Origin of the sequence: Pseudomonas rubra (assembly GCF_028656935.1) — a bacterium.
In the GTDB taxonomy this organism is placed as follows: domain Bacteria; phylum Pseudomonadota; class Gammaproteobacteria; order Pseudomonadales; family Pseudomonadaceae; genus Aquipseudomonas; species Aquipseudomonas rubra.
Genome location: NZ_JAMDGZ010000073.1, coordinates 1 through 24622 on the forward strand (window position 1 = coordinate 1; position 24622 = coordinate 24622).

Annotated in this window: 29 protein-coding genes and 2 pseudogenes; 16 read left to right on the forward strand and 15 right to left on the reverse strand. The window is 60.5% G+C overall.

What is annotated here, in order from left to right:
* The first annotated feature begins 140 nt into the window (after positions 1 to 140).
* Positions 141 to 416 (forward strand): peptidylprolyl isomerase, encoded by a 276-nt coding sequence (locus M5G17_RS25605; protein WP_017133756.1) that lies wholly within the window; start codon positions 141 to 143, stop codon positions 414 to 416.
* Here the strand turns inward: M5G17_RS25605 and M5G17_RS25610 are convergent.
* Positions 413 to 673, reverse strand: a complete 261-nt coding sequence (locus tag M5G17_RS25610; protein WP_273895656.1) for a DUF1652 domain-containing protein — start codon at positions 671 to 673, stop codon at positions 413 to 415. The genes M5G17_RS25605 and M5G17_RS25610 overlap by 4 nt on opposite strands.
* 276 nt (positions 674 to 949) lie before the next feature.
* Between M5G17_RS25610 and M5G17_RS25620 the strand changes: the two are divergent.
* A pseudogene (locus M5G17_RS25620) lies at positions 950 to 3246 on the forward strand (autotransporter family protein).
* Here the strand turns inward: M5G17_RS25620 and M5G17_RS25625 are convergent.
* Positions 3243 to 3869, reverse strand: coding sequence for a LysE family translocator (locus M5G17_RS25625; RefSeq protein WP_273895659.1), 627 nt, complete (start codon positions 3867 to 3869; stop codon positions 3243 to 3245). The pseudogene M5G17_RS25620 and the gene M5G17_RS25625 overlap by 4 nt on opposite strands.
* A 306-nt stretch (positions 3870 to 4175) precedes the next feature.
* On the opposite strand from M5G17_RS25625, the gene M5G17_RS25630 reads away from it, so the two are divergent.
* The 3 genes from M5G17_RS25630 (at position 4176) to M5G17_RS25640 (ending at position 6550) form a co-directional block, all read left to right on the forward strand.
* Positions 4176 to 4907 (forward strand): hypothetical protein, encoded by a 732-nt coding sequence (locus M5G17_RS25630; RefSeq protein WP_273895660.1) that lies wholly within the window; start codon positions 4176 to 4178, stop codon positions 4905 to 4907.
* A 119-nt stretch (positions 4908 to 5026) separates the two neighbouring features.
* Positions 5027 to 5845 (forward strand): AraC family transcriptional regulator, encoded by an 819-nt coding sequence (locus M5G17_RS25635; RefSeq protein WP_273895683.1) that lies wholly within the window; start codon positions 5027 to 5029, stop codon positions 5843 to 5845.
* A gap of 78 nt (positions 5846 to 5923) precedes the next feature.
* A complete protein-coding gene (locus tag M5G17_RS25640; RefSeq protein WP_273895661.1) occupies positions 5924 to 6550 on the forward strand; it encodes a LysE family translocator in 627 nt (208 codons plus the stop codon).
* Here the strand turns inward: M5G17_RS25640 and M5G17_RS25645 are convergent.
* Positions 6528 to 7223, reverse strand: a complete 696-nt coding sequence (locus M5G17_RS25645) for a metallophosphoesterase (RefSeq protein ID WP_273895662.1) — start codon at positions 7221 to 7223, stop codon at positions 6528 to 6530. The genes M5G17_RS25640 and M5G17_RS25645 overlap by 23 nt on opposite strands.
* 85 nt (positions 7224 to 7308) lie before the next feature.
* On the opposite strand from M5G17_RS25645, the gene M5G17_RS25650 reads away from it, so the two are divergent.
* The 3 genes from M5G17_RS25650 to M5G17_RS25660 all read left to right on the forward strand — a co-directional run bounded on the left by M5G17_RS25650 (position 7309) and on the right by M5G17_RS25660 (position 8722).
* A complete protein-coding gene (locus M5G17_RS25650; RefSeq protein WP_273895663.1) occupies positions 7309 to 7824 on the forward strand; it encodes a DUF3016 domain-containing protein in 516 nt (171 codons plus the stop codon).
* A gap of 108 nt (positions 7825 to 7932) precedes the next feature.
* Complete coding sequence (locus tag M5G17_RS25655) at positions 7933 to 8271, forward strand: hypothetical protein (protein ID WP_273895664.1); 339 nt, start codon at positions 7933 to 7935, stop codon at positions 8269 to 8271.
* A gap of 169 nt (positions 8272 to 8440) precedes the next feature.
* Positions 8441 to 8722 (forward strand): hypothetical protein, encoded by a 282-nt coding sequence (locus tag M5G17_RS25660; RefSeq protein WP_273895665.1) that lies wholly within the window; start codon positions 8441 to 8443, stop codon positions 8720 to 8722.
* An 11-nt stretch (positions 8723 to 8733) separates the two neighbouring features.
* Here M5G17_RS25660 and M5G17_RS25665 read toward each other — a convergent pair whose 3' ends face one another.
* The 6 genes from M5G17_RS25665 to M5G17_RS25690 all read right to left on the reverse strand — a co-directional run bounded on the left by M5G17_RS25665 (position 8734) and on the right by M5G17_RS25690 (position 13388).
* Entirely contained in the window at positions 8734 to 9261 is a 528-nt protein-coding gene (locus M5G17_RS25665) for a DUF2867 domain-containing protein (protein ID WP_273895666.1), read from the reverse strand.
* Positions 9262 to 9273: 12 nt separating this feature from the next.
* Positions 9274 to 9699 (reverse strand): bleomycin resistance protein, encoded by a 426-nt coding sequence (locus M5G17_RS25670; protein WP_273895667.1) that lies wholly within the window; start codon positions 9697 to 9699, stop codon positions 9274 to 9276.
* Between the two features lie 107 nt (positions 9700 to 9806).
* A complete protein-coding gene (moeB, locus tag M5G17_RS25675; RefSeq protein ID WP_273895668.1) occupies positions 9807 to 11033 on the reverse strand; it encodes a molybdopterin-synthase adenylyltransferase MoeB in 1227 nt (408 codons plus the stop codon).
* A 56-nt stretch (positions 11034 to 11089) separates the two neighbouring features.
* Positions 11090 to 11929, reverse strand: coding sequence for an acyl-CoA thioesterase family protein (locus M5G17_RS25680; protein ID WP_273895669.1), 840 nt, complete (start codon positions 11927 to 11929; stop codon positions 11090 to 11092).
* A 4-nt stretch (positions 11930 to 11933) separates the two neighbouring features.
* Positions 11934 to 12209 (reverse strand): MoaD/ThiS family protein, encoded by a 276-nt coding sequence (locus tag M5G17_RS25685; protein WP_273895670.1) that lies wholly within the window; start codon positions 12207 to 12209, stop codon positions 11934 to 11936.
* Complete coding sequence (locus tag M5G17_RS25690) at positions 12210 to 13388, reverse strand: acyl-CoA dehydrogenase family protein (protein WP_273895671.1); 1179 nt, start codon at positions 13386 to 13388, stop codon at positions 12210 to 12212. It abuts the gene before it with no gap.
* A 313-nt stretch (positions 13389 to 13701) separates the two neighbouring features.
* Here M5G17_RS25690 and M5G17_RS25695 point away from each other — a divergent pair, with 313 nt between their 5' ends.
* Positions 13702 to 14571: an AraC family transcriptional regulator gene (locus tag M5G17_RS25695; RefSeq protein WP_273895672.1), complete on the forward strand. Its 870-nt coding sequence runs from the start codon at positions 13702 to 13704 to the stop codon at positions 14569 to 14571.
* A gap of 285 nt (positions 14572 to 14856) precedes the next feature.
* On the opposite strand, the gene M5G17_RS25700 is transcribed toward M5G17_RS25695, so the two are convergent.
* A complete protein-coding gene (locus M5G17_RS25700) occupies positions 14857 to 15237 on the reverse strand; it encodes a DUF2388 domain-containing protein (RefSeq protein WP_273895673.1) in 381 nt (126 codons plus the stop codon).
* 684 nt (positions 15238 to 15921) lie between these two features.
* Here M5G17_RS25700 and M5G17_RS25705 point away from each other — a divergent pair.
* Positions 15922 to 16608 carry a spermidine synthase gene (locus M5G17_RS25705; RefSeq protein WP_273895674.1) on the forward strand — a complete coding sequence of 229 codons (687 nt, stop codon included), beginning with the start codon at positions 15922 to 15924 and terminating at the stop codon, positions 16606 to 16608.
* A gap of 162 nt (positions 16609 to 16770) precedes the next feature.
* Here M5G17_RS25705 and M5G17_RS25710 read toward each other — a convergent pair whose 3' ends face one another.
* A complete protein-coding gene (locus M5G17_RS25710; RefSeq protein ID WP_273895675.1) occupies positions 16771 to 16953 on the reverse strand; it encodes a hypothetical protein in 183 nt (60 codons plus the stop codon).
* Positions 16954 to 17025: 72 nt separating this feature from the next.
* Here M5G17_RS25710 and M5G17_RS25715 point away from each other — a divergent pair, with 72 nt between their 5' ends.
* The 3 genes and pseudogenes from M5G17_RS25715 to M5G17_RS25725 all read left to right on the forward strand — a co-directional run bounded on the left by M5G17_RS25715 (position 17026) and on the right by M5G17_RS25725 (position 19164).
* Positions 17026 to 17331 carry a hypothetical protein gene (locus M5G17_RS25715; RefSeq protein WP_273895676.1) on the forward strand — a complete coding sequence of 102 codons (306 nt, stop codon included), beginning with the start codon at positions 17026 to 17028 and terminating at the stop codon, positions 17329 to 17331.
* Positions 17234 to 17557, forward strand: a pseudogene (locus tag M5G17_RS25720) (site-specific integrase); the annotation flags it as partial. The gene M5G17_RS25715 and the pseudogene M5G17_RS25720, both read left to right, overlap by 98 nt.
* Positions 17558 to 17577: 20 nt before the next feature.
* Positions 17578 to 19164 (forward strand): ABC-F family ATPase, encoded by a 1587-nt coding sequence (locus tag M5G17_RS25725; RefSeq protein ID WP_130264736.1) that lies wholly within the window; start codon positions 17578 to 17580, stop codon positions 19162 to 19164.
* A gap of 45 nt (positions 19165 to 19209) precedes the next feature.
* Here M5G17_RS25725 and M5G17_RS25730 read toward each other — a convergent pair whose 3' ends face one another.
* Both M5G17_RS25730 and M5G17_RS25735 read right to left on the reverse strand, forming a co-directional pair.
* Positions 19210 to 19353, reverse strand: a complete 144-nt coding sequence (locus M5G17_RS25730; protein WP_273895677.1) for a hypothetical protein — start codon at positions 19351 to 19353, stop codon at positions 19210 to 19212.
* A gap of 104 nt (positions 19354 to 19457) precedes the next feature.
* Positions 19458 to 20186, reverse strand: a complete 729-nt coding sequence (locus M5G17_RS25735; RefSeq protein WP_273895678.1) for a TraX family protein — start codon at positions 20184 to 20186, stop codon at positions 19458 to 19460.
* A gap of 126 nt (positions 20187 to 20312) precedes the next feature.
* On the opposite strand from M5G17_RS25735, the gene M5G17_RS25740 reads away from it, so the two are divergent.
* A complete protein-coding gene (locus M5G17_RS25740) occupies positions 20313 to 20579 on the forward strand; it encodes a hypothetical protein (RefSeq protein WP_273895679.1) in 267 nt (88 codons plus the stop codon).
* A 76-nt stretch (positions 20580 to 20655) separates the two neighbouring features.
* Here M5G17_RS25740 and ptrR read toward each other — a convergent pair whose 3' ends face one another.
* On the reverse strand, positions 20656 to 21543 hold the full coding sequence (ptrR, locus tag M5G17_RS25745; protein ID WP_273895685.1) for a putrescine utilization regulator PtrR: 888 nt from the start codon (positions 21541 to 21543) through the stop codon (positions 20656 to 20658).
* 103 nt (positions 21544 to 21646) lie between these two features.
* On the opposite strand from ptrR, the gene M5G17_RS25750 reads away from it, so the two are divergent.
* On the forward strand, positions 21647 to 23038 hold the full coding sequence (locus tag M5G17_RS25750) for an aldehyde dehydrogenase family protein (protein ID WP_273895680.1): 1392 nt from the start codon (positions 21647 to 21649) through the stop codon (positions 23036 to 23038).
* A 19-nt stretch (positions 23039 to 23057) separates the two neighbouring features.
* On the opposite strand, the gene M5G17_RS25755 is transcribed toward M5G17_RS25750, so the two are convergent.
* Positions 23058 to 23375 (reverse strand): DUF2388 domain-containing protein, encoded by a 318-nt coding sequence (locus tag M5G17_RS25755; RefSeq protein ID WP_273895681.1) that lies wholly within the window; start codon positions 23373 to 23375, stop codon positions 23058 to 23060.
* A 220-nt stretch (positions 23376 to 23595) separates the two neighbouring features.
* On the opposite strand from M5G17_RS25755, the gene moaA reads away from it, so the two are divergent.
* A complete protein-coding gene (gene moaA, locus M5G17_RS25760) occupies positions 23596 to 24600 on the forward strand; it encodes a GTP 3',8-cyclase MoaA (protein WP_273895682.1) in 1005 nt (334 codons plus the stop codon).
* Positions 24601 to 24622: the final 22 nt, after the last annotated feature.

The following is a 24622-nucleotide window of genomic DNA, read 5'->3' on the forward strand; positions in this document are numbered from 1 at the left end:
CTCGATCTCAAGAGCGCCACCAGCCTTGCGGCGTACACCTGGCAGGCTTTACTCCATCGCCGGGCAAGCCCGTTCCTACCGTCTGAGGCGCGCATTCAGGCATAATGCGCGGCTTTTACTGCTTGCGAAGGTACCTTGAGATGAAAGCACAGGCCCGGCATATTCTGGTCAAGACTGCTGAAGAAGCCGAACAGCTCAAGCAACGCATTGCCAAGGGCGAGGCGTTCGACGTACTGGCCAAGAAGCACTCCACCTGCCCGTCGGGCAAGCGCGGGGGCGACCTGGGTGAAGTGCGCCCGGGGCAGATGGTCGGCGCCATCGACCAGGTGATTTTCAAGAAACCGCTGCGCACCGTGCACGGGCCGATCAAGAGCAAGTTCGGCTATCACCTGGTACAGGTGTTCTACCGCGATTAGAGGCTGTCGCTGCGCCGCTGGGCACGTATCGAACGCTGGTCCGCCAGGTCGTTGCGCAACCCGACGATCAGGTTGGAAATCGCCCGGCTGCTGGTCAGTTGCTGGGCATCGATGCCCGTGACCAGCAAGTCGACCCGTTCGCAACTGCGGTCGAACACCCGCACCGTCAGCGAGCGGTCGGCGGCCAGGGTGCACTGGCAACGGGTGGGTAGAAAACTGCTTTCTATGATGTTGCGCAACTCCAGGGTCGAGAGCATCGGTGTATCTCCTTGGCAGGTGGCGGACAGCGGTTCCGTGTTGCCCGGTCCACCTGCAAGCCTAGGCTATGTTTCCCCGTCGAATCAGACCCTTTCACTATAAGGATCCCGAGCTTTTACCGGCGCCCAGGCAATAGCGGCCACTGGCCACCTAGCATTTTTGCCAGTTGTCGATATTTCTGATTGCTCTATACATCAGGGCAAGACCCATCCAGAACTTACAGGAAAGCTGGATCAGCGGTGGTCTATGACCTGAATGGAAATGGAGCCTGCCTGATGCGAGCCTTGCTTATAGTGGTACTTAGCGCGCTGCCCTTCATTGCCGCTGCGCAAAATCTGGTGGTCAGACCCGGCGATAACCTCGGTGCAGTGGTGCAGACGCCGGGCATCGATGAATACAGGATGTCCGGGGGGACGGTCCAGTCGCTGGCCCAAGGCGATGCCCGCGATTTCTTCGAGATGTTCGCGGGGCTGATCATCGGTGCCTTTGAAGACGGTGACGTGGCGTTCTTCTATGGCGGAGAAATCGGCCGGGTCGACATGAAGCTGGACAACAACCTGTTCGACATGTTCGGCGGCCGGATTCTCGGTAACCTGGTCACCGGCTTTGGCAACGACACGATTTTCCTCAGGGGCGGGAGCATTGGCGGCAACATAAGCACTAGTGGCGGCGTTGACACGTTCACTATCACTGGCGGCGAGCTAAAGGGTAACCTGCTCGCCAGTTTTGGTAACGATGTATTGACCTGGAAAAACGGTGGGATCATCCGCGGCTTCATAGACATGGCGGCGACGACGACCTGGCAACGTTGCTCAACCTCAATGCCAGCATTTTGACCACCATTCTCAACGGTGGCGCAGGCCGAGACATCCTGACCTTTGACAATAGCCAACCCAATGACGGCGCACGCTATATAAACTGGGAAACGGTCAACTTGAACAACGCCAGCCATTTTACCCTGAACAATCGCCTCATTCTGGGTGATGCCAGCACCCCAAGCGCTTCCACCCAGCTGAACATTGATCCAAGCAGTTCACTGGTGTCCACGACCGGAAGCATCCGCCCCTTCACTGCCGGCCAGTCGCTGACCGTCACCAACAAAGGGCTGATTGACCTGAGCAGCGGCAACAACGCCCAAGGCCGCTTGACCATCAACGGTAACTACACTGGCAACGGTGGCACCCTCAAACTCAACAGCGTGCTCGCCGGCGACGGTGCAGCATCGGACCGGTTGGTGGTCAACGGCGGAGCAATCACTGGCACCACCAACCTGCAGATCAGCAACTTTGGCGGTGCTGGCGCATCGACCACGCAGAACGGTATCCAGGTGGTGGAAGCGGCCAACGGCGCCACCAGCAGCCCTGGCGCCTTCGTCCAGACCCAGACCCTTTCCGCCGGTGCCTTCGACTACCGCCTGTTCAGAGGCGGCGTGACCCGTGACAGCGTCAATAGCTGGTACTTGCGCTCAAGTGTCGTGGCCGCCGCGCCGCAACCCCAGCCAGAGCCTGATCCCGGTAACCCGACCCCGGTCGAACCGGTGATCGTACCGCCGCCCACCCCGGCCCCGACCCTCGGACTGCCTGCCGTACCGGCACCGGTGGCCGGCGTGAGCATCCCGCTGTATCGCCCGGAAGTCGCCGTGTACGCCGCCGCACCCAGGGCTGCAGCGCTGATCGCACGGTCCGCGCTGGGCACCTTTCATCAACGCCAGGGCGACCAGGACCTGCTCACGCAGACCGGCGCGCTGTCGGCCAGTTGGGGCCAGGCCTATGGCAACAGCTTCCACCAGAGCTGGTCGGGCACAGTTGACCCAAGCCTGGATGGCAACCTCTATGGTTTCAAGGTTGGCCAGGACCTGTTTGCCTGGTTGAGCGACAACGGCTACCGCCAGCATGTTGGCCTGTATGTCGGCCACAGCCGCCTGAACGGTGATGTGAAAGGCTTTGCCCTGGGCATCGAGGACAGTGCGGTGGGCGACCTGAAGCTGGACAGCGACAGTGTCGGCGCCTACTGGACGCTGATCGGCCCGCAGCACTGGTATGTCGATGCCGTGGTGCAATACGCCAACCTCAATGGCCGGGCAAAATCCGATCGCGGCGACAAGCTCGACCTCGATGGCCGCGCCCTTGTCACGTCACTGGAGACGGGCTATCCGTTTGTACTGTGGGCGCATTGGGTCCTGGAACCCCAGGGGCAAATCATCGCCCAGCAAGTGTCGCTGGACAGCGCCAACGACAGTGTCAGCCACGTCAGCTATGACGCCCAGACCGAGTGGACCGGGCGCTTGGGTGTGCGCCTGGAGGGCAACTTCAAAGCCCACAGCGTACCCCTGCAACCCTACCTGCAGGTCAACGTCTGGCATGGCGACGGCGGCCGTGACACGGTCACCTTCGACAATCTCGACCAGGTCAAGACCGACTACCGCTACACCTCGATGGACATCGGCGCCGGCCTGGTCGCGCAGCTCAGCCAGAACTTCAGCGTACATGCCGGCATCGATTACGCCAGCAACCTCGATGCCCATCAGCAAGAGCGGATTGGCGACAACCTCGGTGTGCGCCTGAGCTACTAGGCCCGCCGCGCTGCCAGCAAACCGGCCCCGGCGCAGCTGAGCAGCGTGGCACTGACCCGATTGAACAATCGCCGTGGCCCTGGCTGGTTGAACCAGCGTTGCAGGTAGGCGCCGAGCCAGGCATAGATGGCAATGGCCAGCCATTCGAGCAGCAGGAACAACCCGCCCAGCCAGGCGAACTGTTCGGCGACCGGCACCGGGCTGCCAACGCTGATGAACTGCGGCAAGAAGGCGGTAAAGATCAGAATCGCCTTGGGATTGCCCGCCGCCACGAAGAATTCCTGGCGCGCCAGACGCAAGGTACCGTGCTGACGCCCACCGGCCGCCACAGCCTCCGCCACGGGTGCGCGCCACAGCTGCCAGGCGATGTAGAACAGGTAGGCGGCCCCCAGGACCTTGATCGCCAGGAACAGGTATTCGCTGGTATGCAGCACCACCGCAAGGCCCATGGCCGCCAGCACGATCATTCCGGCAAAGGCGAACAACCGGCCAATACCTGCCACGCAGGCAATACGCAGGCCATAGCGGCTGGCGTTGTTCAGCGACAACAGGTTGTTAGGGCCTGGGGCCATGTTCAGGGCAAAACAGGCCGGGATGAACAGCGCGAGGGTGGACAGGTCCATGGTGGCTCTCCGGTGACAGGAGGCAAAAGGTTCCGCTGTGGCAGCTTTGCGGGTCAAGGTACAGCTGGACGAAATAACTGTGCCTCTGGCGGTACACCGAGGCCTTTGTAGAACAACAGGTTAGGGGCGGGTTACTGCGAATCGCTTGAACCCACCTGACGATTGATAGCGAAAAATTATCAATCCTCACACCGAGCTTGGCTATACCTCCTCAGGCACAACAGTGCACAGGTGCACGGAGATTGCACACCGGAAAAAGCAGCCTGCCGTCACCTGCTCTTTCATCATTAGGAAAAGGATATTTCCATGGAAAGCATCGGATTACTTGCCACTCAGACCAACTGGAACGGCGGTCAACGTATCACCCTCAAGTCTGGCGATACCGCTACCTGCACGACCCTGAGCCCAGGGCAACTGTACGGGATCTTCATCTACAACTCGGCGCAGAACGACACCAACGCTAAGGTCAATGTGGTCTGGAGCAACAGCCAGCCTCCATGCGCGATCACGGTACCGGGCACCACGGCCAATGCTGGCCTGTCCTCAATGGGCTTTGTCTCGGGTACGGATACCCAGACAGTTTCGGTATCGATTGCACCAAACAGCGGCCTGTCCCAAGTTGATATCTGGCTCGGCAGCGTGAGCATGCCCACCAGTACCAGTGGCTTGAACAACCAACCATTGCAGGCCAATGGCGAGCTGTATCAGTTCAACAAGTACACCCGCTACTATGCAGTGCCACCATCAAAATGGATGAGCCTGACGATCGTCAGCAAGATCACCCAGTTCATTTCCTGTCAGTTCCGCCAGTCCCAGGCAACCGTGTTCGTGGTCAATGAAACCTCCCACGGCCTGCTGGACGGTCAGGTCACCAAAATGGGGCCAACCGCCAGCGAAAAAGGGGCAGTGGACATCAAAACCTCGGACATCCAGAGCATCAACTACAACCTGCAGGGCGACGGCACTCAGTATGTATGGATGGATGCCGACAGCCAGCAGGATTCGCAATCGGCGAGCATCGCCTTGCAGTCCCTGTAATTTCGGCTGAGCCTGCTTAGACGCCCCTCCCGGTAACGGGAGGGGCGTTTGTTTTACCCGGTGAGTGATGCAAGGCAGCTTGATAAGCTGCAGGTTTCTTCCCCATGAGGCTGCTGCGCATGCCCCGGGCACCTGCAATAAGCCACCCCCTGTTCTGGCGCGACCCGGCCCTGCCCCACGTCGAAAGCCGCCGCGCCTGCGACAGCCGGGCCTGCTACAAGGCCCATAGCCATCCGACGTTTTCCATCGGCGCGGTCGATCAGGGCTGCAGTGTGTTCACCGGCACAGGCAACGGGCAAACGCGTCTTCAGCCCGGCACCCTGGTGTTCGTCCCTGCGCAGTGCGTACATGCCTGCAACCCCGAGCCCGGGCTGAGCTGGGGCTACCAGATGCTGCATCTGGACGCTGCCTGGCTGCAGGCCTTGCGTTTGGAGTCAGCCTTGGCGACGCAGGTTCAGGGAAGGCTTGCATACATCACCCGCAACCCTGATACCTATGAGCGTTTTACCCGGCTCAACGACCTGCTGTTCTCCAACGCCTGCGCCCATGACAAAGACGCCGCGTTGATCGAGTTCATCGGTGATCATGACGCTCAGGCGGCGCTCCCCCTGGCCAATGCACCGCAACGCCTTGACCGGCGCCTGGCCCCCTTGTTCGAGCGACTTGAGCACGAAGATGCCGACAGCTTGTCGCTGGCGGAGCTCGCAAGCAGTGTTGGCATGGGCCGTTACCAACTGATCCGTGCGTTCCGGGCCGCGACCGGCCTGACACCCCATGCCTGGCAGTTGAACCTGCGCATTAATCGGGCACGCCAATGGCTGCGTCAGGGCGAGGACATGGCCGATATCGCCTACCGCCTGGGTTTTGCCGACCAGAGTCACTTCCAGCGGGTGTTCAAGGCCCATGCCGGGGTGACGCCAGGCATGTACCGCAGCTAAGGCGCAATTTTCTTCAATACAGGTGCCACCACGGCTGCGGACAATCCACCCACCTATCGCTGAAGAAGTGGGTTGTTGATGGAACAGTTCCTGATGGTTGCGGCTGCGCATTTCCTCGCCCTGTTGTCACCCGGCCCTGATTTTTTCCTGGTGGCGCGCACCTCAATGAACGCCGGCTGGCTCAGGGCGAGCGGTGCCTGCCTGGGCATTGCCCTGGCCAATGGCGTGTTCATTGCCGCCGCCTTCGCCGGGGTGTCGGCGCTGCACCCGGACAGCGCGCTGTTCACCGCCCTGCAGCTGGCCGGTTGTGCCTACCTGCTGTACATCGGCGCCCTGTTCATCCGTCATGCCGGCAGCAGCGCACTGACGCAGGTAGCCGATGATCGGGGGCGGGTGAGCAACCCGTGGTTTCAAGGCCTGGTGATGGGCTTTGTCTCGGGTGTCCTCAACCCCAAGAACGCGCTGTTCTATGTCAGCCTGGCGAGTTTGATCGGTGGCAGTCAGAGCAGCCCAGGCTGGAAGCTGGTGTACGGGCTGTGGATGTTCAGCGCGGTGTTGCTGTGGGACCTGCTGGTGGCGGTGGCCGTTGGCAACCAGGCTGTTCGCCGGCGCTTCTCGCGCACGTTGCCCTGGCTTGAAAGGGTCTCGGGGGCGGTGCTGATGTTATTGGCACTGGGCGTGATCATTCACCTGGCATGTCGCTGATCACCCTCAGGCTACCGAGGTCCAGCAGGCTGAAGCGGCCACTGGCCCAGCCGCCGGTGTCGATATGCCAGACATTGCCCAGCACCCGCACGTCACGTTGCGGGGTGTGCCCGACGATCAGCGCCCGCAGCCCCTCGATTGGCGTGTCATCGCCGGCATACAGGCGCTTGCGCGACCATTGGCAGAACTCCTGAATCGCCTTTGGTGGCGTGTCCGCCAGTTGCTCGCGCAACTCGGCCCAATCGCGCACGGGGCTGTCAGCGTGCAGCAGGCCGATCAATCCCTCTTCGGTCTCGACCTCCAGGGCCAGCGGCAAACGCCGGAATTGCACGGCAAATCGCGTCTGTTCAGCTTCCGACAGGGCCAGGAACCAGCCACCACCAGCGGCCTGGTACTGGCTGTAGTCCAGCACGCCACCGTCGACGTGGGTCACCGCCAAGGCTTCGTGATTGCCTTGCACCGCGTGAAACCACGGCTGGGCCAGCCACTCCAGCGCCTGCGGGCACTCCGGGCCCCGGTCGACCAGATCACCGACGCTGAACAGGCGGTCCACTGCCGGATCGAAGCCGATGGCTGTCAGCCGTTCCTGCAAGCGCAAGAAATGCCCGTGGATGTCGCCCACGGCAATGTCCCGCCCGCGCGTGTTGGCTGTAAATCGCTCGATCCTGCGCACTACCGGCTCCTCTGTTTTCAATCAGCACAGGCGTACAATGAAGCCTGTGCGGCAAATTGCGCAAGGCTGCACCTGGAGGTGAATCATGCGCCCTGCCCTGACCCTGGCCAGCCTGAGCCTGCTGGCGTTCAACAGCCTGGCGCAACCTGCGGCCACGCCCAACGTCGAAGTCAGCTTCGACAACCCCGAACACTTTCGCGACGCCAGCCTCGACAGTAATGGCTACCAACGCGGCGCCGATGCTTATGTCATGAAGGAGTTGAGCGCCTACCTGGTCAAACTCGGCCAGCGCTACCTGCCGCCCGGCCAGCATCTGCGCATCGACATCCGCGATATCGACCTGGCCGGCCAGTACGAACCATGGCGCGCCAACGCCTACGCGGTGCGGATCATGCGCGACGTCACCTGGCCCAGTATCGACCTGCAATACACCCTGTCGCAACCAGGGCATGCAGTAAGCCAGGCCCAAGCGCACCTGAGTGACAAGTTCTACCTGCAACGCCCTGGTCGGCGCGCCGACACCGACCGGCTGTATGCCGAAAAAGCCATGCTCCAGGAGTGGTTTCGCAAGCAGTTCAGCACCTCGGCCCAAGGCGCCTGACCATCCCCTGTGGCAGCCGGCGTTGCCGGCGATGAGGCCGGTACAGCCAGCATCTGGTATGCTGGCACATTTGCGGCCGTCAGATGGCAGCCACAAGCAAGGACGCTTATGTTCAAACCCTGCCGCCCCTGGGATAGCAACACCCTGGGGATCCTGGCCCTGGCCATCGGCGCGCTGACGGCTGCCGTGTGGCTGACCCTGTCGAGCTGGATAGACCTTGAGCGAGGCTGGACCCGCATTCCACGCGGCGGTCGAACCGGCAACGGATACATCACCTATTACGCCGACCTGCAACCACAAGCATTCCACGACAGCCTGGTGCTAAACCTGTGGTTTGCCGGCGCACTGCTGATTGTCGGCCTGGTGTTGTGCTGGGTGGTGACGAAGATGCTCCGCCCCCCGTCATACAAGCGTCACACCGCGGCAAGCAAAAAACCTCTCGAATAACGGAGCGGCAACATGGACGTGTGCAAGGTCGCAGGGCCGCTGGTCATGCTGTTGCTGGCAATGCCCGCCCTGGCCATCACCACCCTGCAATAGCAGCGAACCGGCCCGCACTCAAGCGGTCCAACCTTTGGAGCCTGTTGTTTGAACAACAGTGCCGAGGAGGATACCCATGGTCACTCACTACAAAACCGCTGGCCACCTTGCCTGTGGTCACCACGGTAACAACCTGGCAGCCACCACCGAACTCAATCGGGTCAAGTGCCGCAGCTGCCGCAATACCGATGCGTTCAAGACCGCCCGCAAGGACCAGCGCAATGCCGCGCAACGTGCGCGTAGAGCCGCCTCTCGACACGCCGCCAGTGACTGGCGTAGCGCCTGGATCGAGCGCCTGAGCGCCCTGCCCGGCCGCCAGCGCTTGCCACGCGGGTTCTACGGTCAGGGCTTCGTCTGAAGCTCAAGCCTCTACTTGGCGTGGATCAGGCCCTTGAGGGCAATGGGCGCGATAAACCGGTGAAACGGCGCAACCGGCAGCATGTACAACCGGCCGAGACGATTGTGCGTGTGCACCACGGTGGACACCACAATCTCACGGCGGTTGTCAGCGCCCAAGGGACGCCGTTGCAACGCGATGTAGACGTCCAGGTGCTTGTCACGATCGACCAGCAGCACTTCATCCGGGCTATTGCTGAGCAGCGTGAAAATCCCGACCCGCTCATTGGCCCGGTAAGTACTTTCGTCGCGCTGAAGGTCAATCCGCGACAGGCGCCCAAGGTCTTTCAAACCGCAGAGCCGCACCAGGCGATTGCGCAGCACCATCAGGTTGTCGATCCAGCGCGGCATGCTGTTCATCAGAATGAGAAAGTGGCCCAGCGCCGAGCGCTCGCCATCGTCGACGCTCACCTGGTGGGCATCGACAAAATCAGCCCCCGGCAACTGCGCGTAGATGCCTGAGCCCGCCGGTACCGCACAGGCATTGATCCTGTTGCTCATCGGTAGCTGTCCTTACTGACACTCGCGCGTCCCAAGGTTATCGAAGAAGCGCAGCAGGTAGCCGTCCGGATCCTGAATGAGAAAGTTGCGCTGGCCAATCTCGCGATCGTCGCTGCGGTACCAATGGCTTTCGACCGCGCGGCGCAGCGGATGCCCGGCCGCTTCAAAGGCATCGGCCAGGGCCTGGGCATTCTCGCAGAGGATCTGCAGGTTCATCCCACGGCCAAAAGGCGCCTCCAGCGGGCCGACGCGCCAGGGCGATTCACTGTGCCAGTCCTGCTCGAGCATCAGCTGGCTCTGGCCAAACGAGAGGAAGGCAAACTTGTCTTCAGGGCGCTGGTACTCCAGCGAGAAACCAGCAATGTCGCAGTAAAAAGCCAGACTGCGTTGCAGGTCGCTGACGATCAGTTCCGGCACCAGGGCGTTCATCGTGAACATGGGGATTTCCGTAAAGGGTGAGTACTGTAGCCAGCTCGACGGACAACGTCGCTTGCCTGGCAAAGCCCCGAGTCTACAGCAAGGCCCGGGAACTTTACCCATGCAAGTTACTGTGACAATTCGTGGCCGGCCGTGAGCCCCCGGCAATTGCACAGGCTCAGTTTCGCCATGATGCTGGGGTACAGAGCTGATCCCAATAGCGAACTGATGCCCCCTTCAAGACTGAAGACAGCAGCCCTGCGAACACCTTGCCCAAGCATCCCCAGGCCCTTCTGGCTGCGCGCACCGGACTGGCAGTAAAGCACCAGACGCCCCTCCTCCAGGCATTGCCCGCCAAGCTGCTGCAACTGGCCAAGCGGCACATGCATCCCGCCAATGGACAGCCGCTCACGCTCATCGGCTTCGCGCACGTCAATCAGGTGGACTGGCACGCCCTTCTCCAGCCATTCAAGCAATTGCGTGGCATTGACAGTTGCCTCGCCCTTGCCCGAGGGCGCCGAGCAAACCATCGGCAAGGCCCGCAATTCGAAGGGCTTGAGCGGATCGCGCAGCGGGTTGTCGACGGTGGCGCTGTAACCGACCTCCTGGGTACTGGCCGCAAGCGCATCGTACATCAGCAAACGATCCACCAAGGGCTGACCAATCCCGGTGATCAGCTTGATCGCCTCGTTGGCCTGGAAACAGCCGATGATCCCCGGCAACACACCCAGCACCCCCGCTTCGGCGCAGTTGGGCGCCAGGGCGGCCTCCGGCGGCTGCGCATACAGGTCGCGGTAGTTGCCACTGCGCCGGCCATCGGCAGCTTGCGCATTGAATACCGCCACCTGCCCTTCGAACTGGATGATCGCCCCATAGACCAGTGGCTTGTCACCCAGGCAGCAGGCGTCGTTGATCAGGTACTTGGCGGTGAAGTTGTCGGTACCATCGATCACGATGTCGTAGTCGGCAACCAGCGCTGCGGCGTTGTCGAGGTCGAAACGGCCAATGTGGGCTTCGATGCTGATGAACGGGTTGAGTGCCTGCAAGCGTTCCTTCGCCACCTCGGCCTTGTAACGGCCCCTGTCAGCCACTTGGAAAATCACCTGACGATGGAGGTTGGACAGCTCGATCCTGTCGTCATCGATAATGCCAATACGGCCTACGCCGGCGGCGGCCAGGTACAACAGCGCAGGGCAACCAAGCCCGCCTGCGCCAACCATCAGCACACTCGCTGCCTTGAGTGCCTGCTGTCCTCGCATGCCGATGTCCGGCATCAGCAGGTGCCTGGAATACAGCCCCATCTCGCCCGGTTCAAGGGTCGTCGACGGAGCAGGGTCTGCAAGTCGTTGAGCCATGATTCATCCTTGATAAATGTCGCGCGGGTCACCCGCTGTGGTGATTGGTCCCTGATTCAGTCCTGGAAGGTCTCGATAACGACCGCCGCCAGGGTGCTCATCCGGGTGAGGTTGATAACCCGGTGCACGAACACCAGACGGCCATGCACGCTGAAGGCCGTGGTTTTCACCTCCCCTTCTTCGAACAGGTAAAACGGGCAACTGATTTTCACCAGCACCTGGCCAAGCGGCCTGCCCAACGTCGCACGCAGCTTGAAAGGGTCCTGTTCGAGCGCGTCAATCAGACGCTCCCGCCCCGCAGAAGCAAGCCCCGGCACTTCAAGAAAACTCCACTGGTCTGCCACCTCGCACAGGTGCCGGTAGAGCGTGAAGGGGTAGTGTCCTTCGCCAATTTTCTCCCCTTCGCCCTCGACCTGCGTCCGCAGCACCTCGACCTGGCGCAATTCGCGGCTCGGGTCGATTTCGCAGGGTTCTAGGCGCTGCAGCACGCTGTCGCGCAACACGCCCGGAGCACCGGTCAAGGCCTGGTCGCCATCGAGTTCGAGCATTCGCCAGAGCATGCGTACCTTGGCGAAAACCTGCCCTTGGGCAGAAAACTCATGGAAAAGCTCAAGCACCGAATTGCCTTGCCTGGCCCGGACCCTCTCGACCGACACGCAGAATTCATCGCTGTCAAAAAGACCAAACGGACGGACATACTCCACATCGCATTCGACCGCCACCAAGCCTTGATGATGTTTGCGGACCAGCCCGGGAAACGAAATACCGGTACGCTCATAGAACCACGACCACATGCAGCTCTTGGACAACAAGAGCAGGTAGCGGGTGTGGAACTGCAGCGGGTCGAACAACATCGGATCCATGGGGCGCATCACGCGCACGGGACGTTCGCTCATTGCTTCAGCCTCCTGCCACGGCGGTGAACAGATCGATGCAACCCTGTGCGTTGACCGGTTGATCCCGCTGGTTCGGCTCGAGCTTTTTGCCGTTGTAGGCAATCAGGTAACCTTTCTTGATATCGCCCTGTTTGTCGTAAATAACATCGTGCAAACCAGGATACGCGTTGACCAATTGCTCGATGGCAGCATTGACGGTCAGTTCACCCGGCAGTTCGATATCCAGCTCACGCTGATAATCGACAAACCGCGCAAGGTTGCCGGACAATTTGATTTTCATTTATCTACCCTCCTGGTATTTCCGTTGTTGGTTCAGCAACTCAAACTCGTGAATCATCCGTACCCCCAAGTCGACCTTGAGTTTTTCTTGCGGGTCGGCACCGGCAAACAATGACATAAAGTCACGGTGTGCCCGCCCTAGCCCACTGTCTGCGGTGTAGCCCCAACCACCGGTAAGTTTTAATGCAGACAAAGCAATCTGGTTGATACTTTCCACCGCGCAATATTTGGCGGCCGAAGCAATGACATCCCAGTCCACATCAAACTGTTCATTGTCTTGGCGTTCAAGTGCGCGAAAAACAGCTGAGCGTGCAGTTTCAAGGGCAATATACATTTCGCCAATAACCGCCTGAACATGTTGCATATCCGCAAGGCAGGTCTGGTAGCGAACAGTTTGCTGCAGGTAGCCCAGGGTGTCTTCGATGACCGCCCGGGCGCGGCCGAGAAACTGACAGGCCTGCAACGAACGGCGGCAGTTCAAGAAGTGCCGTTGCGCCGCCGCCAGGCCATCGGTCTGCACCAGCAGGCGCTGCTCGTCCAGCACGACATTATCCAGTTTGACCAGGGCGGTGCCTAAGGAGCGCACACCGCCCAATTGCATCGGCGTGGTGCTCACGCCGGGGTCGTTGCGCTCGACCAGAAACACCTGCAGGTCGCGGCTATCGCTGGCCACGAACACCGCGAACAGGTCAGCAGTAAGGCCGCCGGTGACATAAGGCTTGCGCGCGTTGAGCACATAGGTGCGGGTGTGCGCATCATACCGAGCGGTGGATTGGAACGAGAACGCGTCGGCATTTTCCGTATAGGCAAACGCCCCGAACGCAGCACCATTCAACAGTTGGTCGATAGAGGGGCCTACCCGCTCGTGCGCGCCTACTTTTATCAGAAACAGTATGAAAGACATACGCACCGATATCAAAAACGGAAACGCGACATCCGTGGACAGGTAACCCACCTGCTCAAGCATACTGCCCCACTGTGCGATACCAATGCCCTGCCCACCGTAGTGTTTTGGCAGATAATTGCGAAACAAGCCTTTATCAGCCAAAGCGCTGAATACTGAATTGGGAACAGGTAACGCTTGAGCATCGCGCTCAACGGTATGACGATTTATTTCTTGTGCTATCAATGAGCCGAATACTGCTTCAATTTGGCCCGCACCCTGCCAGTCCATAGTCATGTGCAGATCCTTCCGCTGTTTTATATTGACCCTCGTAAACCTCCAGACAAGGGACGATAATTAAAAATAAAACCGAACAACAGAACTTAAAGGCTAGCCGTATATATTTATTCGGCCTGCGGCAAAATGCCGCATACAAACAACATAAAAAATACAGTCTCAGAGACTCGCAATTGAAACAGCCCGTAAATCTGATATAAATATTTTTGCATGATGCAGCGCATCAAAGGTCACTTGAGCAAGCGCGGCTAGGCGCGCTCACGCCGTTATCGTCGACTCTGTTGCCGACCCTACTTCCAGGAGCTTCTTGCCAGTGTCTGACATGCCGAGCCACTTCGCTTACACAAAGCGCTTCAACGCCGTACTCGCCTACATTGATGCCCATCTTGAAGGTGACCTGTCGGTGAAAACCTTGAGCGGCGTGGCGAATTTTTCGGCATTTCACTTCCATCGCCAATTCACCGCGTTCGTCGGCGTGCCGGTCTCACGTTATGTGCAACTGATGCGGCTACGGCGCGCGGCACATCGCCTGGCTGCCAACGCTGAACATTCGGTACTGGACGCAGCCCTCGGCGCTGGCTTTGACAGCCCCGAGGCGTTTTCCAGGGCATTCAGGCGGGCATTCGGCATGGCGCCGAGTGCGTTCAGGAAGGAGCCGAACTGGCAGGTCTGGAATGCGGTCTTCGCAATCCCTCATTTTTCCAGGACGATCATCATGCAAGTACGAATTGTGGAGTTCCCCGAGGTCAGGGTGGCAGCGCTTGAGCACCACGGAGCAGCCGGGTTGGTCAATGAGAGCGTGCGCACGTTCATCGAATGGCGCATGCACAGCGGACAGTCCCCGGCGGCATCGAGCCGCACCTTTGGCATTCCCTATAACAACCCCGACACGACACCTCCAGCAGAATTTCGCTTCGCCATTTGTGGCGAGATCCACGAGGCGGTGGCGCCGAATACCTTCGGCGTGCACGAGATTGTCATTCCTGGCGGCCGCTGCGCGGTGGTGCGCCACACGGGTTCACCGGATCATATCGGCGAAACGATTTATCCGATTTACCGCGACTGGCTTCCCGGCAGTGGCGAGGAACTGCGTGACCAGTCGCTGTTCTTCCAATACCTGAGCGTTTATCCCCAGACACCGCTGGAGCAATGGCAAACAGATATATATGTTCCGTTGCAATAACGCAGCAAGCAGCTTTCGCCCCTGAGACCCAGACAGGTCTCAGGCGGCTGCCCGACGCCGGAGAACCCGAAGCACGGCGAATGCGACATTGGGCAACATCATGATTGCGAACATGCCCCAAAACCCGACCTTGCCTGCGCCGTGAAGGGAGGCGCCCAGTGCGATGAAGGCAATCGTGAGCAAAAACTGAAGCGATACGAATTTCTCTAGACCGCGCACCCTGACCCCTTACATTTATGAGTAGATTTGTCAGGATTCTACAGCCTGCAGCGTGGGCATGGAGCGCTAATTACGTCGCGTGACGCGGGATAATTCGTAAACCAAAACTGCTTCAGCCAGCTCGATGTCGCTGACTGTACCTACCTCGTTCTGAGTACGCAAAACCTCGAATACCGCCTCCAGGCTCGCGCCTCGAATACCGCCATCGCTCGCGACAAAAGCGGCAGCATCATTGCGAGCGGCAAGTATCTTTTGGTCGCCGCCCTTGGAACTGTTCCGGCTAATGTCTTGGCTGTCTTCGGTAAGCGTAACGGGGAAAAGAGTCACCGCAAGGCTCGATGAAACAATCGCGCCAAAGGCCGAGACTTCGACTGCCCGGCCATCACCCGCGCTGACGGGAAAAATGCACAGAGAACCGAGCATAAGCACAACGATCAGTTTGCGCAAAAATCCACTCCATGGGCAAGAGTCATCCTTTGAGAGGCTGAATCTATTGTCTTCCTGGTCGGGTATCGAGTGTGAATGACAAGCCAGTAACCGACTGCCGGGGTGCCATAGTAGCTTTGTGCCTCATTCAAACCAATACAGGATTGAAAATAGTCATCAAGGGTTTGCGATGAGGATGGACAGACGGACACCGAGTTGAATCAAGGCGTGCTGTCGCAGGTAGGGATCCTCCGAACAAGTCCGATCCTCACTCGTCGAGCCCGCTGGAGCCTGCGTCTTTACTGGAGAGCGATCGGCCCAAAATGACTTGTTCGGAGGGTTCCTAACCGGAAGATTTGTTATTTGGTAGGTTTTGCTCAAACCCTGGCAGAGTTTGCTCCCTGGGCGGGCCTGGCACTGCAATCGGCGTCAAGGCCGGGCCCGCCTTGGGCATGCTGGCCGGGGTTATCTGTGGGTACGGCGTGGGCGTCGCGGTACCCGGTGAGCTGGGGCCCGCCATCAGTGTCACGGGTATCGATTGCAGCGCTTGCTCTGCACTTATCGAGAGCGCGGCCAACACAATGACCGTTAGAATGGTGCCCTTCATCAATGGCTCCGTTGCCCTTGCTTTTTGCCTCATGGCTACTCACAACCGTGCCAGATTGCCCTTTTCAATAGCTTTACTACTTTCTCGATGAGCTCCCCATGAAACGTTTCGTTCTGCTCGACACCACCCCGATCCCCGAAAACGGCGGAGCCCTGTGCCTGTTCGAGTACGGCGAAGACTTCGTGATCAAGATCCAGGGTGGTGATGGCGGGCAGTTGATGAACACCCGCATGCACGGCTCCGAAGACGCCCTGGCGGAGATCCCCTGCCGCAAGGTAGCCGGCCGGCCCAATTCCCGGGTATTGATCGGCGGCCTGGGCATGGGCTTCACCCTGGGATCGGCGCTCAAGCATTTGGGCAAGACCGCCGAGGTGGTGGTCGCCGAACTGGTGCCGGGTGTGGTCGAGTGGAATCGAGGGCCGCTGGGGGAGAAGGCCGGGCGCCCGCTGCTCGACCCTCGCACGGTGATCCGCATGGAAGATGTGGCCAAGGTGCTGCAAGCCGAACCGCAAGGCTTTGACGCGATCATGCTCGACGTCGACAACGGCCCCGAAGGTCTCACCCAGAAGGCCAACAGCTGGCTGTATTCTGCCGGTGGCCTGAGCGCCTGCGCCAAGGCCCTGCGCCCCAAAGGCGTGCTGGCCGTGTGGTCGGCCAGCGCGGACCGGCAGTTTTCCGACAAATTGAAGAAGGCCGGCTTCAAAGCTGAAGAAGTGCAGGTGTTCGCCCACGGCAACAAAGGCACCCGGCACACCATCTGGATTGCCGAAAAACTCAAGGGCTAAGACTTTACCGGCTGCGCGGGTCCCTAGTCGCAATATGGCGATACCAATCATGGTGTCGCCTGCCCTCCTGATCCATAGCGCTGGCCTATCTCACAACTTCAACGAATCACGCCACCCCGGTGAGGCTGGTGGCTGCCTGGAGATACCCATAACTCCTGCAACTCAAACCCGGCGGCGCTTCGTCCGTAGCCCGGCCATTAGCGGCACAACGCCAGCAATGAGAAAGCCGAGGCCCATGTAACCGAATGTCGGCTGTCCAGCTAAACCGACTGCGATAAAGCCCGCGCCCATAGGAATGAATACAAAGGGTGCTGCACCAAACGGCTTCTTGCCTGCCTTGCTCACTAACAATCCTCCTTATTGATCCCACATTTAACCATATGAGCCCGTCTATTGCGGGCATGGAGAGCTATTGCCATGACGAAAGAAAAACTGGCCGCCCAGCTGAACGGCCTCGAATACCCAATCCGCATCCCCGGCGCACTGATCGTCGCCGCGCAGAGTTCCGGCCTCGTAATCCTCTGCGGCGCCAGCGACGACCTGATGGAGTTCTACGGCGTTCGCCGAGAGGAAATCGGTTGCTACAACGGCGGCACGGCCTTTGTCGATACCGACGGCGTGCTACCTGACCATGACGCCGTTCGTGTTCCCGCCATCGAAGAGCGCGGAATACGTGAGGCATACGTCCGACCTGCACAAGCAGCGGGTGCCGGTGCTCAATGAATTGGGTATCAGGCGTCGGCCCCCATACAACTGCCGTCATACCTATGCGACAATATGCTTAATGTCTGGCCTCAACCCCGCATTCATCTCCCAACAGCTCGGCCACAGCGTGCAAATGCTGCTGTCGACGTATGCGCGTTGGATTAACTCAAGCTCCGACTGGAGCGAGCTGGAAAAGCTGCAAATTGGTATCAAATCGGTATCAGCCGCAATGCCAGCAACGTAAGCTATTGATAGGTAAGCCCTTTGATCTCCACCGCTAACATCACTATGCAGTTCGGCGCCAAGCCCTTGTTCGAGAACGTCTCGGTCAAGTTCAACAACGGCAACCGCTACGGCCTGATCGGCGCCAACGGCTGCGGCAAGTCGACCTTCATGAAAATCCTCGGCAACGACCTGGAGCCTTCCGCCGGCCAGGTCATGCTCGAGCCAAACGTACGCCTGGGCAAGCTGCGCCAGGATCAGTTCGCCTACGAAGAATTCACCGTGATCGATACCGTGATCATGGGCCACGAAGAGCTGTGGAAGGTCAAGGCCGAGCGCGATCGCATCTATTCGCTGCCGGAAATGACCGAAGAAGACGGCATGGCCGTGGCGGAACTGGAAACCGAGTTCGCCGAAATGGACGGCTACACCGCCGAATCCCGCGCCGGTGAGCTGCTGCTGGGCCTGGGTATCCCGCTGGAACAGCATTTCGGCCCGATGACCGAAGTCGCTCCAGGCTGGAAACTGCGTGTCTTGCTGGCCCAGGCGCTGTTCTCGGATCCGGAAGTGCTGCTGCTCGACGAGCCGACCAACCACCTGGACATCAACACCATTCGCTGGCTGGAAAACATTCTCACGGCGCGTAACAGCACCATGATCATCATTTCCCACGACCGTCACTTCCTCAACAGCGTCTGCACCCACATGGCTGACCTGGACTACGGCGAGCTGCGCCTGTTCCCGGGCAACTACGATGAGTACATGACCGCCGCGACCCAATCGCGCGAGCAACTGCTGTCGGACAACGCCAAGAAGAAGGCCCAGATCGCCGAACTGCAGACCTTCGTCAGCCGCTTCTCGGCCAACGCCTCGAAAGCCAAGCAGGCCACCTCGCGGGCCAAGCAGATCGACAAGATCCAGCTGGCCGAGGTCAAGCCATCGAGCCGGGTCAGCCCGTTCATCCGCTTCGAACAGACCAAGAAGCTGCACCGCCAGGCCGTGACTATCGAGCAGATGTCCAAGGGCTTCGACGGCAAGACCCTGTTCAAGAACTTCAGCTTCACCGTTGAAGCCGGCGAGCGCGTGGCGATCATCGGCCCTAACGGGATCGGCAAGACCACCCTGCTGCGCACCCTGGTCGGTGAGCTGAGCCCGGATGCCGGTGCGGTGAAATGGACCGAAAGCGCAGAGCTCGGCTACTACGCCCAGGACCACGCCCACGACTTCGAAGAAGACGTCAGCCTGTTCGACTGGATGGGCCAATGGACCCAGGGCGAGCAAGTGATCCGTGGCACCCTGGGGCGCATGCTGTTCTCCAACGACGAGATCCTCAAGTCGGTCAAGGTGATCTCCGGTGGCGAGCAAGGCCGCATGCTGTTCGGCAAGCTGATCCTGCAAAAGCCCAACGTGCTGATCATGGACGAACCGACCAACCACCTGGACATGGAATCGATCGAGGCGCTCAACCTGGCGCTGGAAAACTACCCGGGCACGCTGATCTTCGTCAGCCACGACCGTGAGTTCGTCTCCTCGCTGGCGACCCGCATCATCGAGCTGAGCCCAAGCGGTGTCATCGACTTCAGCGGTACCTACGATGACTACCTGCGCAGCCAGGGTGTAGTGATCTGACCCAGGCCGGGCTGCCTGCCTGGCAGCCCATTGCCGACGGGGGCGTTACGGGTCGGGCTTGCGCGGATTCTGCCGGGCAATCGACTCCTCCCGTCGGCGCCGTCGGGCCAAGGCTGCTCCGCAGGCAAGCACGACGACGGACGCAATCAGCATCACCGCCAGCAACAGATACCCCCAGTGAATCGTCATGATGCGCACACCCGGGCTTTGATCATGCCCTTTTTGATCAAGTGGTCCTGGGTCGGCGGTACTGCAGCGGGTGAACCAGTCGGTGACCTGAGTATAGAAGGCCGTTAGCGACTGAGTTCGACCAGCACTTTGACCAACGCCAGGTGCAGCGGATAGAAGGCGTATCCCCAGCGCCCTACCGGCCAGATGCGCTGGCACCAGCCCAGGCGCAGCATTACCAACCCCAGCCCCGCCGAGCAAAACGCCACACCCAAGGCCAGCAACGCAAGCGGATGCAAGGTGTGCTGTGCAAGCCAGGGATCAGTGAGGTTGGCCATTGCCGCCGTCACCCCGGGCAACAGCCAGGCCACACCGCGTAAACGCAAGGCCAGCACAAATGCCGCGGGCAACAACACGCCGGGCACCCCGTACATCAGCCATTTGCCCGCCCCTGCCCCGACTAGCAACGCCAGCAACGCTAACAGGCCCATCATGGCTCGGCGATGATGCACGCCCCAGGCAACCAGCAGGCCAAGGGTCAGGGTTGGCATGACGCTGAGGGTTGGCGAGTCGACGTTCAGCCAGCGGTAAGGCGGCTCGGAGACCAACGAGAACACCAGCAAGCCAATCAGGTAGCGGGCGTTGGCCCGGGTATACACCTGCCCCGGCTCCGAACGGGCAACATTGACGGCAATCGCCAGGCAGAACCAGGGGAACGCCAGGCGCCCGACAATGAACAGCCAGACCTGCTCAGGCCAGAGGAAACGCAGGTGGTCGGCAACCATGGTAATGATTGCCAGCCACTTGAGCAGGTCCAGGGCAATATCCCGGTGGGAGGTGTGCTGTGCTGCCATGGCTGTCCTGGTGAAGGGGCAATGCTGGTTGGACATTGCCAACGCGGTGCAGTTTGTCGGCTGAACTGGTAAACAGTTGCAAACATGGATTACTGTATATGCATACAGCAACAACGGGCAGCCATGATGAACGACTACGACGAAGACTTCTGCTTACCTGATTCACCGACCCTGGTGCAAATGTGGAAGCATCAGGCAGTGCTGATGACCAACGAGGCCGAGTACCTGAATACTGAACTGCTCAAGGCGCGGCAGGACATTGCCAAGCTGGTGGCGATGAATGCCGAGCTTGCCGATCAGTTGCTCATCACCACGAGCACAGACCCCTCGTGGGAGCCGGCGTTGCCGGCGATGGGGCCAGTACAGCCAGCGCATCAAGTGTTGCCTGAATGACGACCGCTGCGCGCTCGATCGCTGGCAACGCCAGCTCCCACCGAACCGATGTCCACAGATCCATTGCAGGTCCCATTCATACCGGTTCTTCAGCTTTGAGCACTTCGCCGCGCTCCTCCAGTAATTGGACAAAGGTGCTCAGGCTGCGCGTCACCGTGCCCCGGCGCCACACCAGCCAGGTGCGCAGGTAGCGAAACCGTTGGGACAGCGGCCAGACGCTCACCGTGCTGCAACCGGGCATGCTTTCCAGCATGCTGCGCGGCATCAGCGCCAGGCCCGCACCGGCACTGACACAGGCGAGCATGCCATGGTAAGACTCCATTTCGATGATCTTGCCCGGTACCGCTTCGTCATTGGCAAACCAGCGTTCAAAGTGATGACGGTAGGAGCAGTTGGCGCGAAAGGCGTAAATGGTCATGCCGTTGACGTCTGCCGCGCGGGAAATCGGCGCGTGGTTGAGCGGCGCGATCAGCACCATCTCTTCGACGAACACCGGCACCCCCTCCAGCGCCGGGTGCAGCACCGGCCCGTCGACAAAGGCTGCGCTCAGGCGCCCGGCCAGCACGCCGTCGATCATTGCCCCCGAAGGCCCGGTGGTCAGGTCCAGTTCGACCTTGGCATAGGCCTGGTTGTAAGCCGCCAACAGTGACGGGATGCGCACGGCGGCAGTACTTTCCAGCGAACCCAGGGCAAAGGAGCCTTGCGGCTCGTCACCGGCCACAGTCAGCCGCGCTTGCGCAACCAGTTCGAGAATGCGCCGGGCGTAGTCGAGAAAGTTCCAGCCTGCCGGCGACAGACGCAAGCGGCTTTTCTCGCGAATGAACAGCTCGGCGCCGAGTTCCTGCTCCAACTGCTTGATCCGCGTGGTCAGGTTCGATGGCACCCGATGGATATGCTGGGCCGCCGCACTGATGCTGCCCTGCTCGGCCACCGCCTTGAACATTTCCAGTTGCACCAGATCCATCATCATTCTCGCTGCGTGAATGTTTTGCTCAGTATCATTCAATTTTAGGCAAAGGCACAACGCAGTACCCTGAATGCGTTCTCCTCTTATCAGGACCGCCGTCATGACCGCGATCAACCTTCACACCCACGCTTTGTCGATCAACCCTGCCAGCGGTGAACAGATCGGCCACTACGCCTATGAAAGCGACGCCGCCCTCGACGCGGCGCTGGCCCGCGCCGCCCTGGGTTTTGCCAGTTGGCGGCGTACGCCGGTGGCGGCCCGTACCGAGCTGTTGCAGGCCTTGGCCGGCGCCCTGCGTGATAACGCGCTGGCCATGGCGCGGATGATCACCGACGAAATGGGCAAGCCGGTCGCTCAGGCCAAGGGCGAAATCGAGAAATGCGCCCAGCTGTGTGAATGGTACGCGGCCAACGGTCCGGCCATGCTCCAGGCCGAACCGGCCCCGGTGCCTGTCGGCCAGGCCCGCATCGAGTACCGCCCACTTGGCCCGCTGCTGGCGGTGATGCCATGGAACTTTCCGATCTGGCAGGTGCTGCGGGGCGCGGTTCCGGCGCTGCTGGCTGGCAACACCTACGTGCTCAAGCATGCCCCGAACGTGATGGGCAGCGCCTACCTGCTGCTCGATGCGTTCCAACGGGCCGGCTTCCCGGCGGGAGTGTTCGAGGTCATCAACGTCACCCCTGAAGGCGTGAGCAAGGCGATTGCCGACCCGCGCATCGCGGCCGTGACCCTGACCGGCAGCGTCCGCGCCGGCATGGCCATCGGCGCACAGGCCGGTGCGGCGTTGAAAAAATGTGTACTGGAGCTGGGCGGTTCCGATCCGTTCATCGTGCTCAACGATGCCAACCTCGACGAAGCGGTCAAGGCTGCGGTCATCGGCCGCTACCAGAACACCGGCCAGGTCTGTGCGGCCGCCAAGCGCCTGATCGTCGAGCAAGGGGTAGTCGAGGCGTTCACCCGCAAGTTCGTCGAAGCCACCCAGGCCCTGGTCATGGGCGACCCGCACAACGCCGACACCTACATCGGCCCAATGGCCCGCTTCGATCTGCGCGAGGAGCTTGATCAACAGGTCCAGGCCACCCTGGCCGAAGGCGCGACCCTGCTGCTGGGCGGTGGCAAGGTTGAAGGGCTGGGCAACTACTACCAGCCAACCGTGCTGGCCGAGGTTACCGACCAGATGACCTCGTTCAAGCAGGAGCTGTTCGGCCCGGTGGCGTCGATCATCACTGCCCGCGATGCCCGCCACGCCCTGGAACTTGCCAACGACAGCGAGTTCGGCCTGGCTTCGACGATTTACACCGGCAACGCGGACCTGGCACAGCAACTGGCCGATGAACTGGACACCGGTGGCGTGTTCATCAACGGCTACTGCGCCAGTGACCCACGGGTAACCTTCGGCGGCGTGAAAAAGAGCGGCTTTGGCCGAGAGCTGTCGCACTTCGGGGTCCGCGAGTTCTGCAATGCGCAGACGGTGTGGATTGATCGCAACTGATCACGGCCAACACAGGCACTTAGCGCCCGGTGCCAAACTCGTCCTGCAGCAGAATGGCCCGGGCCAGTTCTTCATCACTGGCCTTAAGGTCCGGGTTCTGTGCGCGGATGCTCTGCAGCATCGACTCCAGGTACACCCCACGGATGGCGCCGTCGCTGGCGATGAACGACGAGGCGTCGTCACGCGCCGCAATGATGCGTTTGTCATCCTTGAAGGTCGAATACAGCGAAGCCGATACCCCGGCCGAGGTGGCGACATCACCGGCATCGACGCGGGCGAAGGCCGAGCCGAAGGGCAGACAGAGCACAAGCGAAGAAACGAGCAGTAGACGGCGCATGATGGTGCCTCCGGAGAAAGAGTACCTAACAACAACTAGGATTGCCGCTGGGGCTGGGGAGTTCCCTGCCCTGCTGCACAAGGGCGACCGATAGACGAGCCTTATCAATTGGTCACTCAAAGTGATTTGACGCAAGAGTGAACGCTACCTACCCTCGGGAACTCTCAACCCTCCCATTGGCAATGCGTTTCGCGCCGCGCGACAAGAGACCCCGTTTTTCATGAGTGCACATGGCACACAACTGGTCGACGGCTACAGTCGTAAAATCGACTACCTGCGCATGTCGGTCACCGACCGTTGCGACTTTCGCTGCGTCTATTGCATGGCCGAAGACATGCAGTTCCTGCCACGCCAGCGCATCCTCACCCTTGAAGAGTTGTATCAGGTCGCCGAACGCTTCGTGGCCATGGGCACCCGCAAGATCCGCCTGACCGGGGGTGAGCCGCTGGTGCGCGCAGGCATCGTCGAGCTATGCTCGCGCCTGGCCGCCCTGCCCGGCTTGCGCGAGCTGTGCATGACCAGTAATGGCTCGCAACTGGTACGCCTGGCCCAACCCTTGTTCGATGCAGGCCTTGCACGCCTGAACATCAGCCTCGACAGCCTCGACGCCCAGCGTTTCAAGGCCATGACCCGCACGGGCGAGCTGGCCCAGGTCATCGCCGGTATCGATGCCGCCCGGGCCGCAGGCTTTCGCCGGACCAAGCTCAACTGCGTGGTGCTCAAGGGCCGCAATGATGATGAGGTGGTCGAGTTGGTGCGCTTTGCCATCGACCGCCAACTGGACATTAGCTTTATCGAAGAAATGCCCCTGGGGGTGATCAGCGAGCACCAACGCAGCGAGTCCTACTGCTCAAGCGATGAAGTGCGCGCACGTATTGCCGAGCATTTCACCCTGCTCGAATCCGCCGAGTCGACCCAAGGGCCGTCGCGCTACTGGCGCCTCGCCGAGGCCCCGGACATTCGCATCGGCTTTATTTCGCCCCACAGCCACAACTTCTGCGGCACCTGCAACCGCGTGCGCCTGACGGTCGAGGGGCGCTTGCTCCTGTGCCTGGGCAACGAGCACGCCAGTGACCTCAAGCAGGTGCTACGCGCGCACCCTGGTGATACGCGGCGCCTGGACAAGGCCATCCGCCAGGCCATGACACTTAAGCCCTACAGCCACACCTTCGATGTCAGCGATCAGGTGCAGATTCTGCGGTTCATGAATATGACCGGCGGCTGAGCTTTGTTGCGCTCTTGAGATC

Excerpts from the sequence above, each read along its gene's own strand:
- M5G17_RS25605 (WP_017133756.1), top strand. The coding sequence starts at position 141 with ATGAAAGCACAGGCCCGGCATATTCTGGTCAAGACTGCTGAAGAAGCC.
- M5G17_RS25610 (WP_273895656.1), bottom strand. The coding sequence starts at position 673 with ATGCTCTCGACCCTGGAGTTGCGCAACATCATAGAAAGCAGTTTTCTA.
- M5G17_RS25625 (WP_273895659.1), bottom strand. The coding sequence starts at position 3,869 with ATGGACCTGTCCACCCTCGCGCTGTTCATCCCGGCCTGTTTTGCCCTG.
- M5G17_RS25630 (WP_273895660.1), top strand. The coding sequence starts at position 4,176 with ATGGAAAGCATCGGATTACTTGCCACTCAGACCAACTGGAACGGCGGT.
- M5G17_RS25635 (WP_273895683.1), top strand. The coding sequence starts at position 5,027 with ATGCCCCGGGCACCTGCAATAAGCCACCCCCTGTTCTGGCGCGACCCG.
- M5G17_RS25640 (WP_273895661.1), top strand. The coding sequence starts at position 5,924 with ATGGAACAGTTCCTGATGGTTGCGGCTGCGCATTTCCTCGCCCTGTTG.
- M5G17_RS25650 (WP_273895663.1), top strand. The coding sequence starts at position 7,309 with ATGCGCCCTGCCCTGACCCTGGCCAGCCTGAGCCTGCTGGCGTTCAAC.
- M5G17_RS25655 (WP_273895664.1), top strand. The coding sequence starts at position 7,933 with ATGTTCAAACCCTGCCGCCCCTGGGATAGCAACACCCTGGGGATCCTG.
- M5G17_RS25660 (WP_273895665.1), top strand. The coding sequence starts at position 8,441 with ATGGTCACTCACTACAAAACCGCTGGCCACCTTGCCTGTGGTCACCAC.
- M5G17_RS25665 (WP_273895666.1), bottom strand. The coding sequence starts at position 9,261 with ATGAGCAACAGGATCAATGCCTGTGCGGTACCGGCGGGCTCAGGCATC.
- M5G17_RS25670 (WP_273895667.1), bottom strand. The coding sequence starts at position 9,699 with ATGTTCACGATGAACGCCCTGGTGCCGGAACTGATCGTCAGCGACCTG.
- moeB (WP_273895668.1), bottom strand. The coding sequence starts at position 11,033 with ATGGCTCAACGACTTGCAGACCCTGCTCCGTCGACGACCCTTGAACCG.
- M5G17_RS25680 (WP_273895669.1), bottom strand. The coding sequence starts at position 11,929 with ATGAGCGAACGTCCCGTGCGCGTGATGCGCCCCATGGATCCGATGTTG.
- M5G17_RS25685 (WP_273895670.1), bottom strand. The coding sequence starts at position 12,209 with ATGAAAATCAAATTGTCCGGCAACCTTGCGCGGTTTGTCGATTATCAG.
- M5G17_RS25690 (WP_273895671.1), bottom strand. The coding sequence starts at position 13,388 with ATGACTATGGACTGGCAGGGTGCGGGCCAAATTGAAGCAGTATTCGGC.
- M5G17_RS25705 (WP_273895674.1), top strand. The coding sequence starts at position 15,922 with ATGAAACGTTTCGTTCTGCTCGACACCACCCCGATCCCCGAAAACGGC.
- M5G17_RS25715 (WP_273895676.1), top strand. The coding sequence starts at position 17,026 with ATGACGAAAGAAAAACTGGCCGCCCAGCTGAACGGCCTCGAATACCCA.
- M5G17_RS25730 (WP_273895677.1), bottom strand. The coding sequence starts at position 19,353 with ATGACGATTCACTGGGGGTATCTGTTGCTGGCGGTGATGCTGATTGCG.
- M5G17_RS25735 (WP_273895678.1), bottom strand. The coding sequence starts at position 20,186 with ATGGCAGCACAGCACACCTCCCACCGGGATATTGCCCTGGACCTGCTC.
- M5G17_RS25740 (WP_273895679.1), top strand. The coding sequence starts at position 20,313 with ATGAACGACTACGACGAAGACTTCTGCTTACCTGATTCACCGACCCTG.
- ptrR (WP_273895685.1), bottom strand. The coding sequence starts at position 21,543 with ATGGATCTGGTGCAACTGGAAATGTTCAAGGCGGTGGCCGAGCAGGGC.
- M5G17_RS25750 (WP_273895680.1), top strand. The coding sequence starts at position 21,647 with ATGACCGCGATCAACCTTCACACCCACGCTTTGTCGATCAACCCTGCC.
- M5G17_RS25755 (WP_273895681.1), bottom strand. The coding sequence starts at position 23,375 with ATGCGCCGTCTACTGCTCGTTTCTTCGCTTGTGCTCTGTCTGCCCTTC.
- moaA (WP_273895682.1), top strand. The coding sequence starts at position 23,596 with ATGAGTGCACATGGCACACAACTGGTCGACGGCTACAGTCGTAAAATC.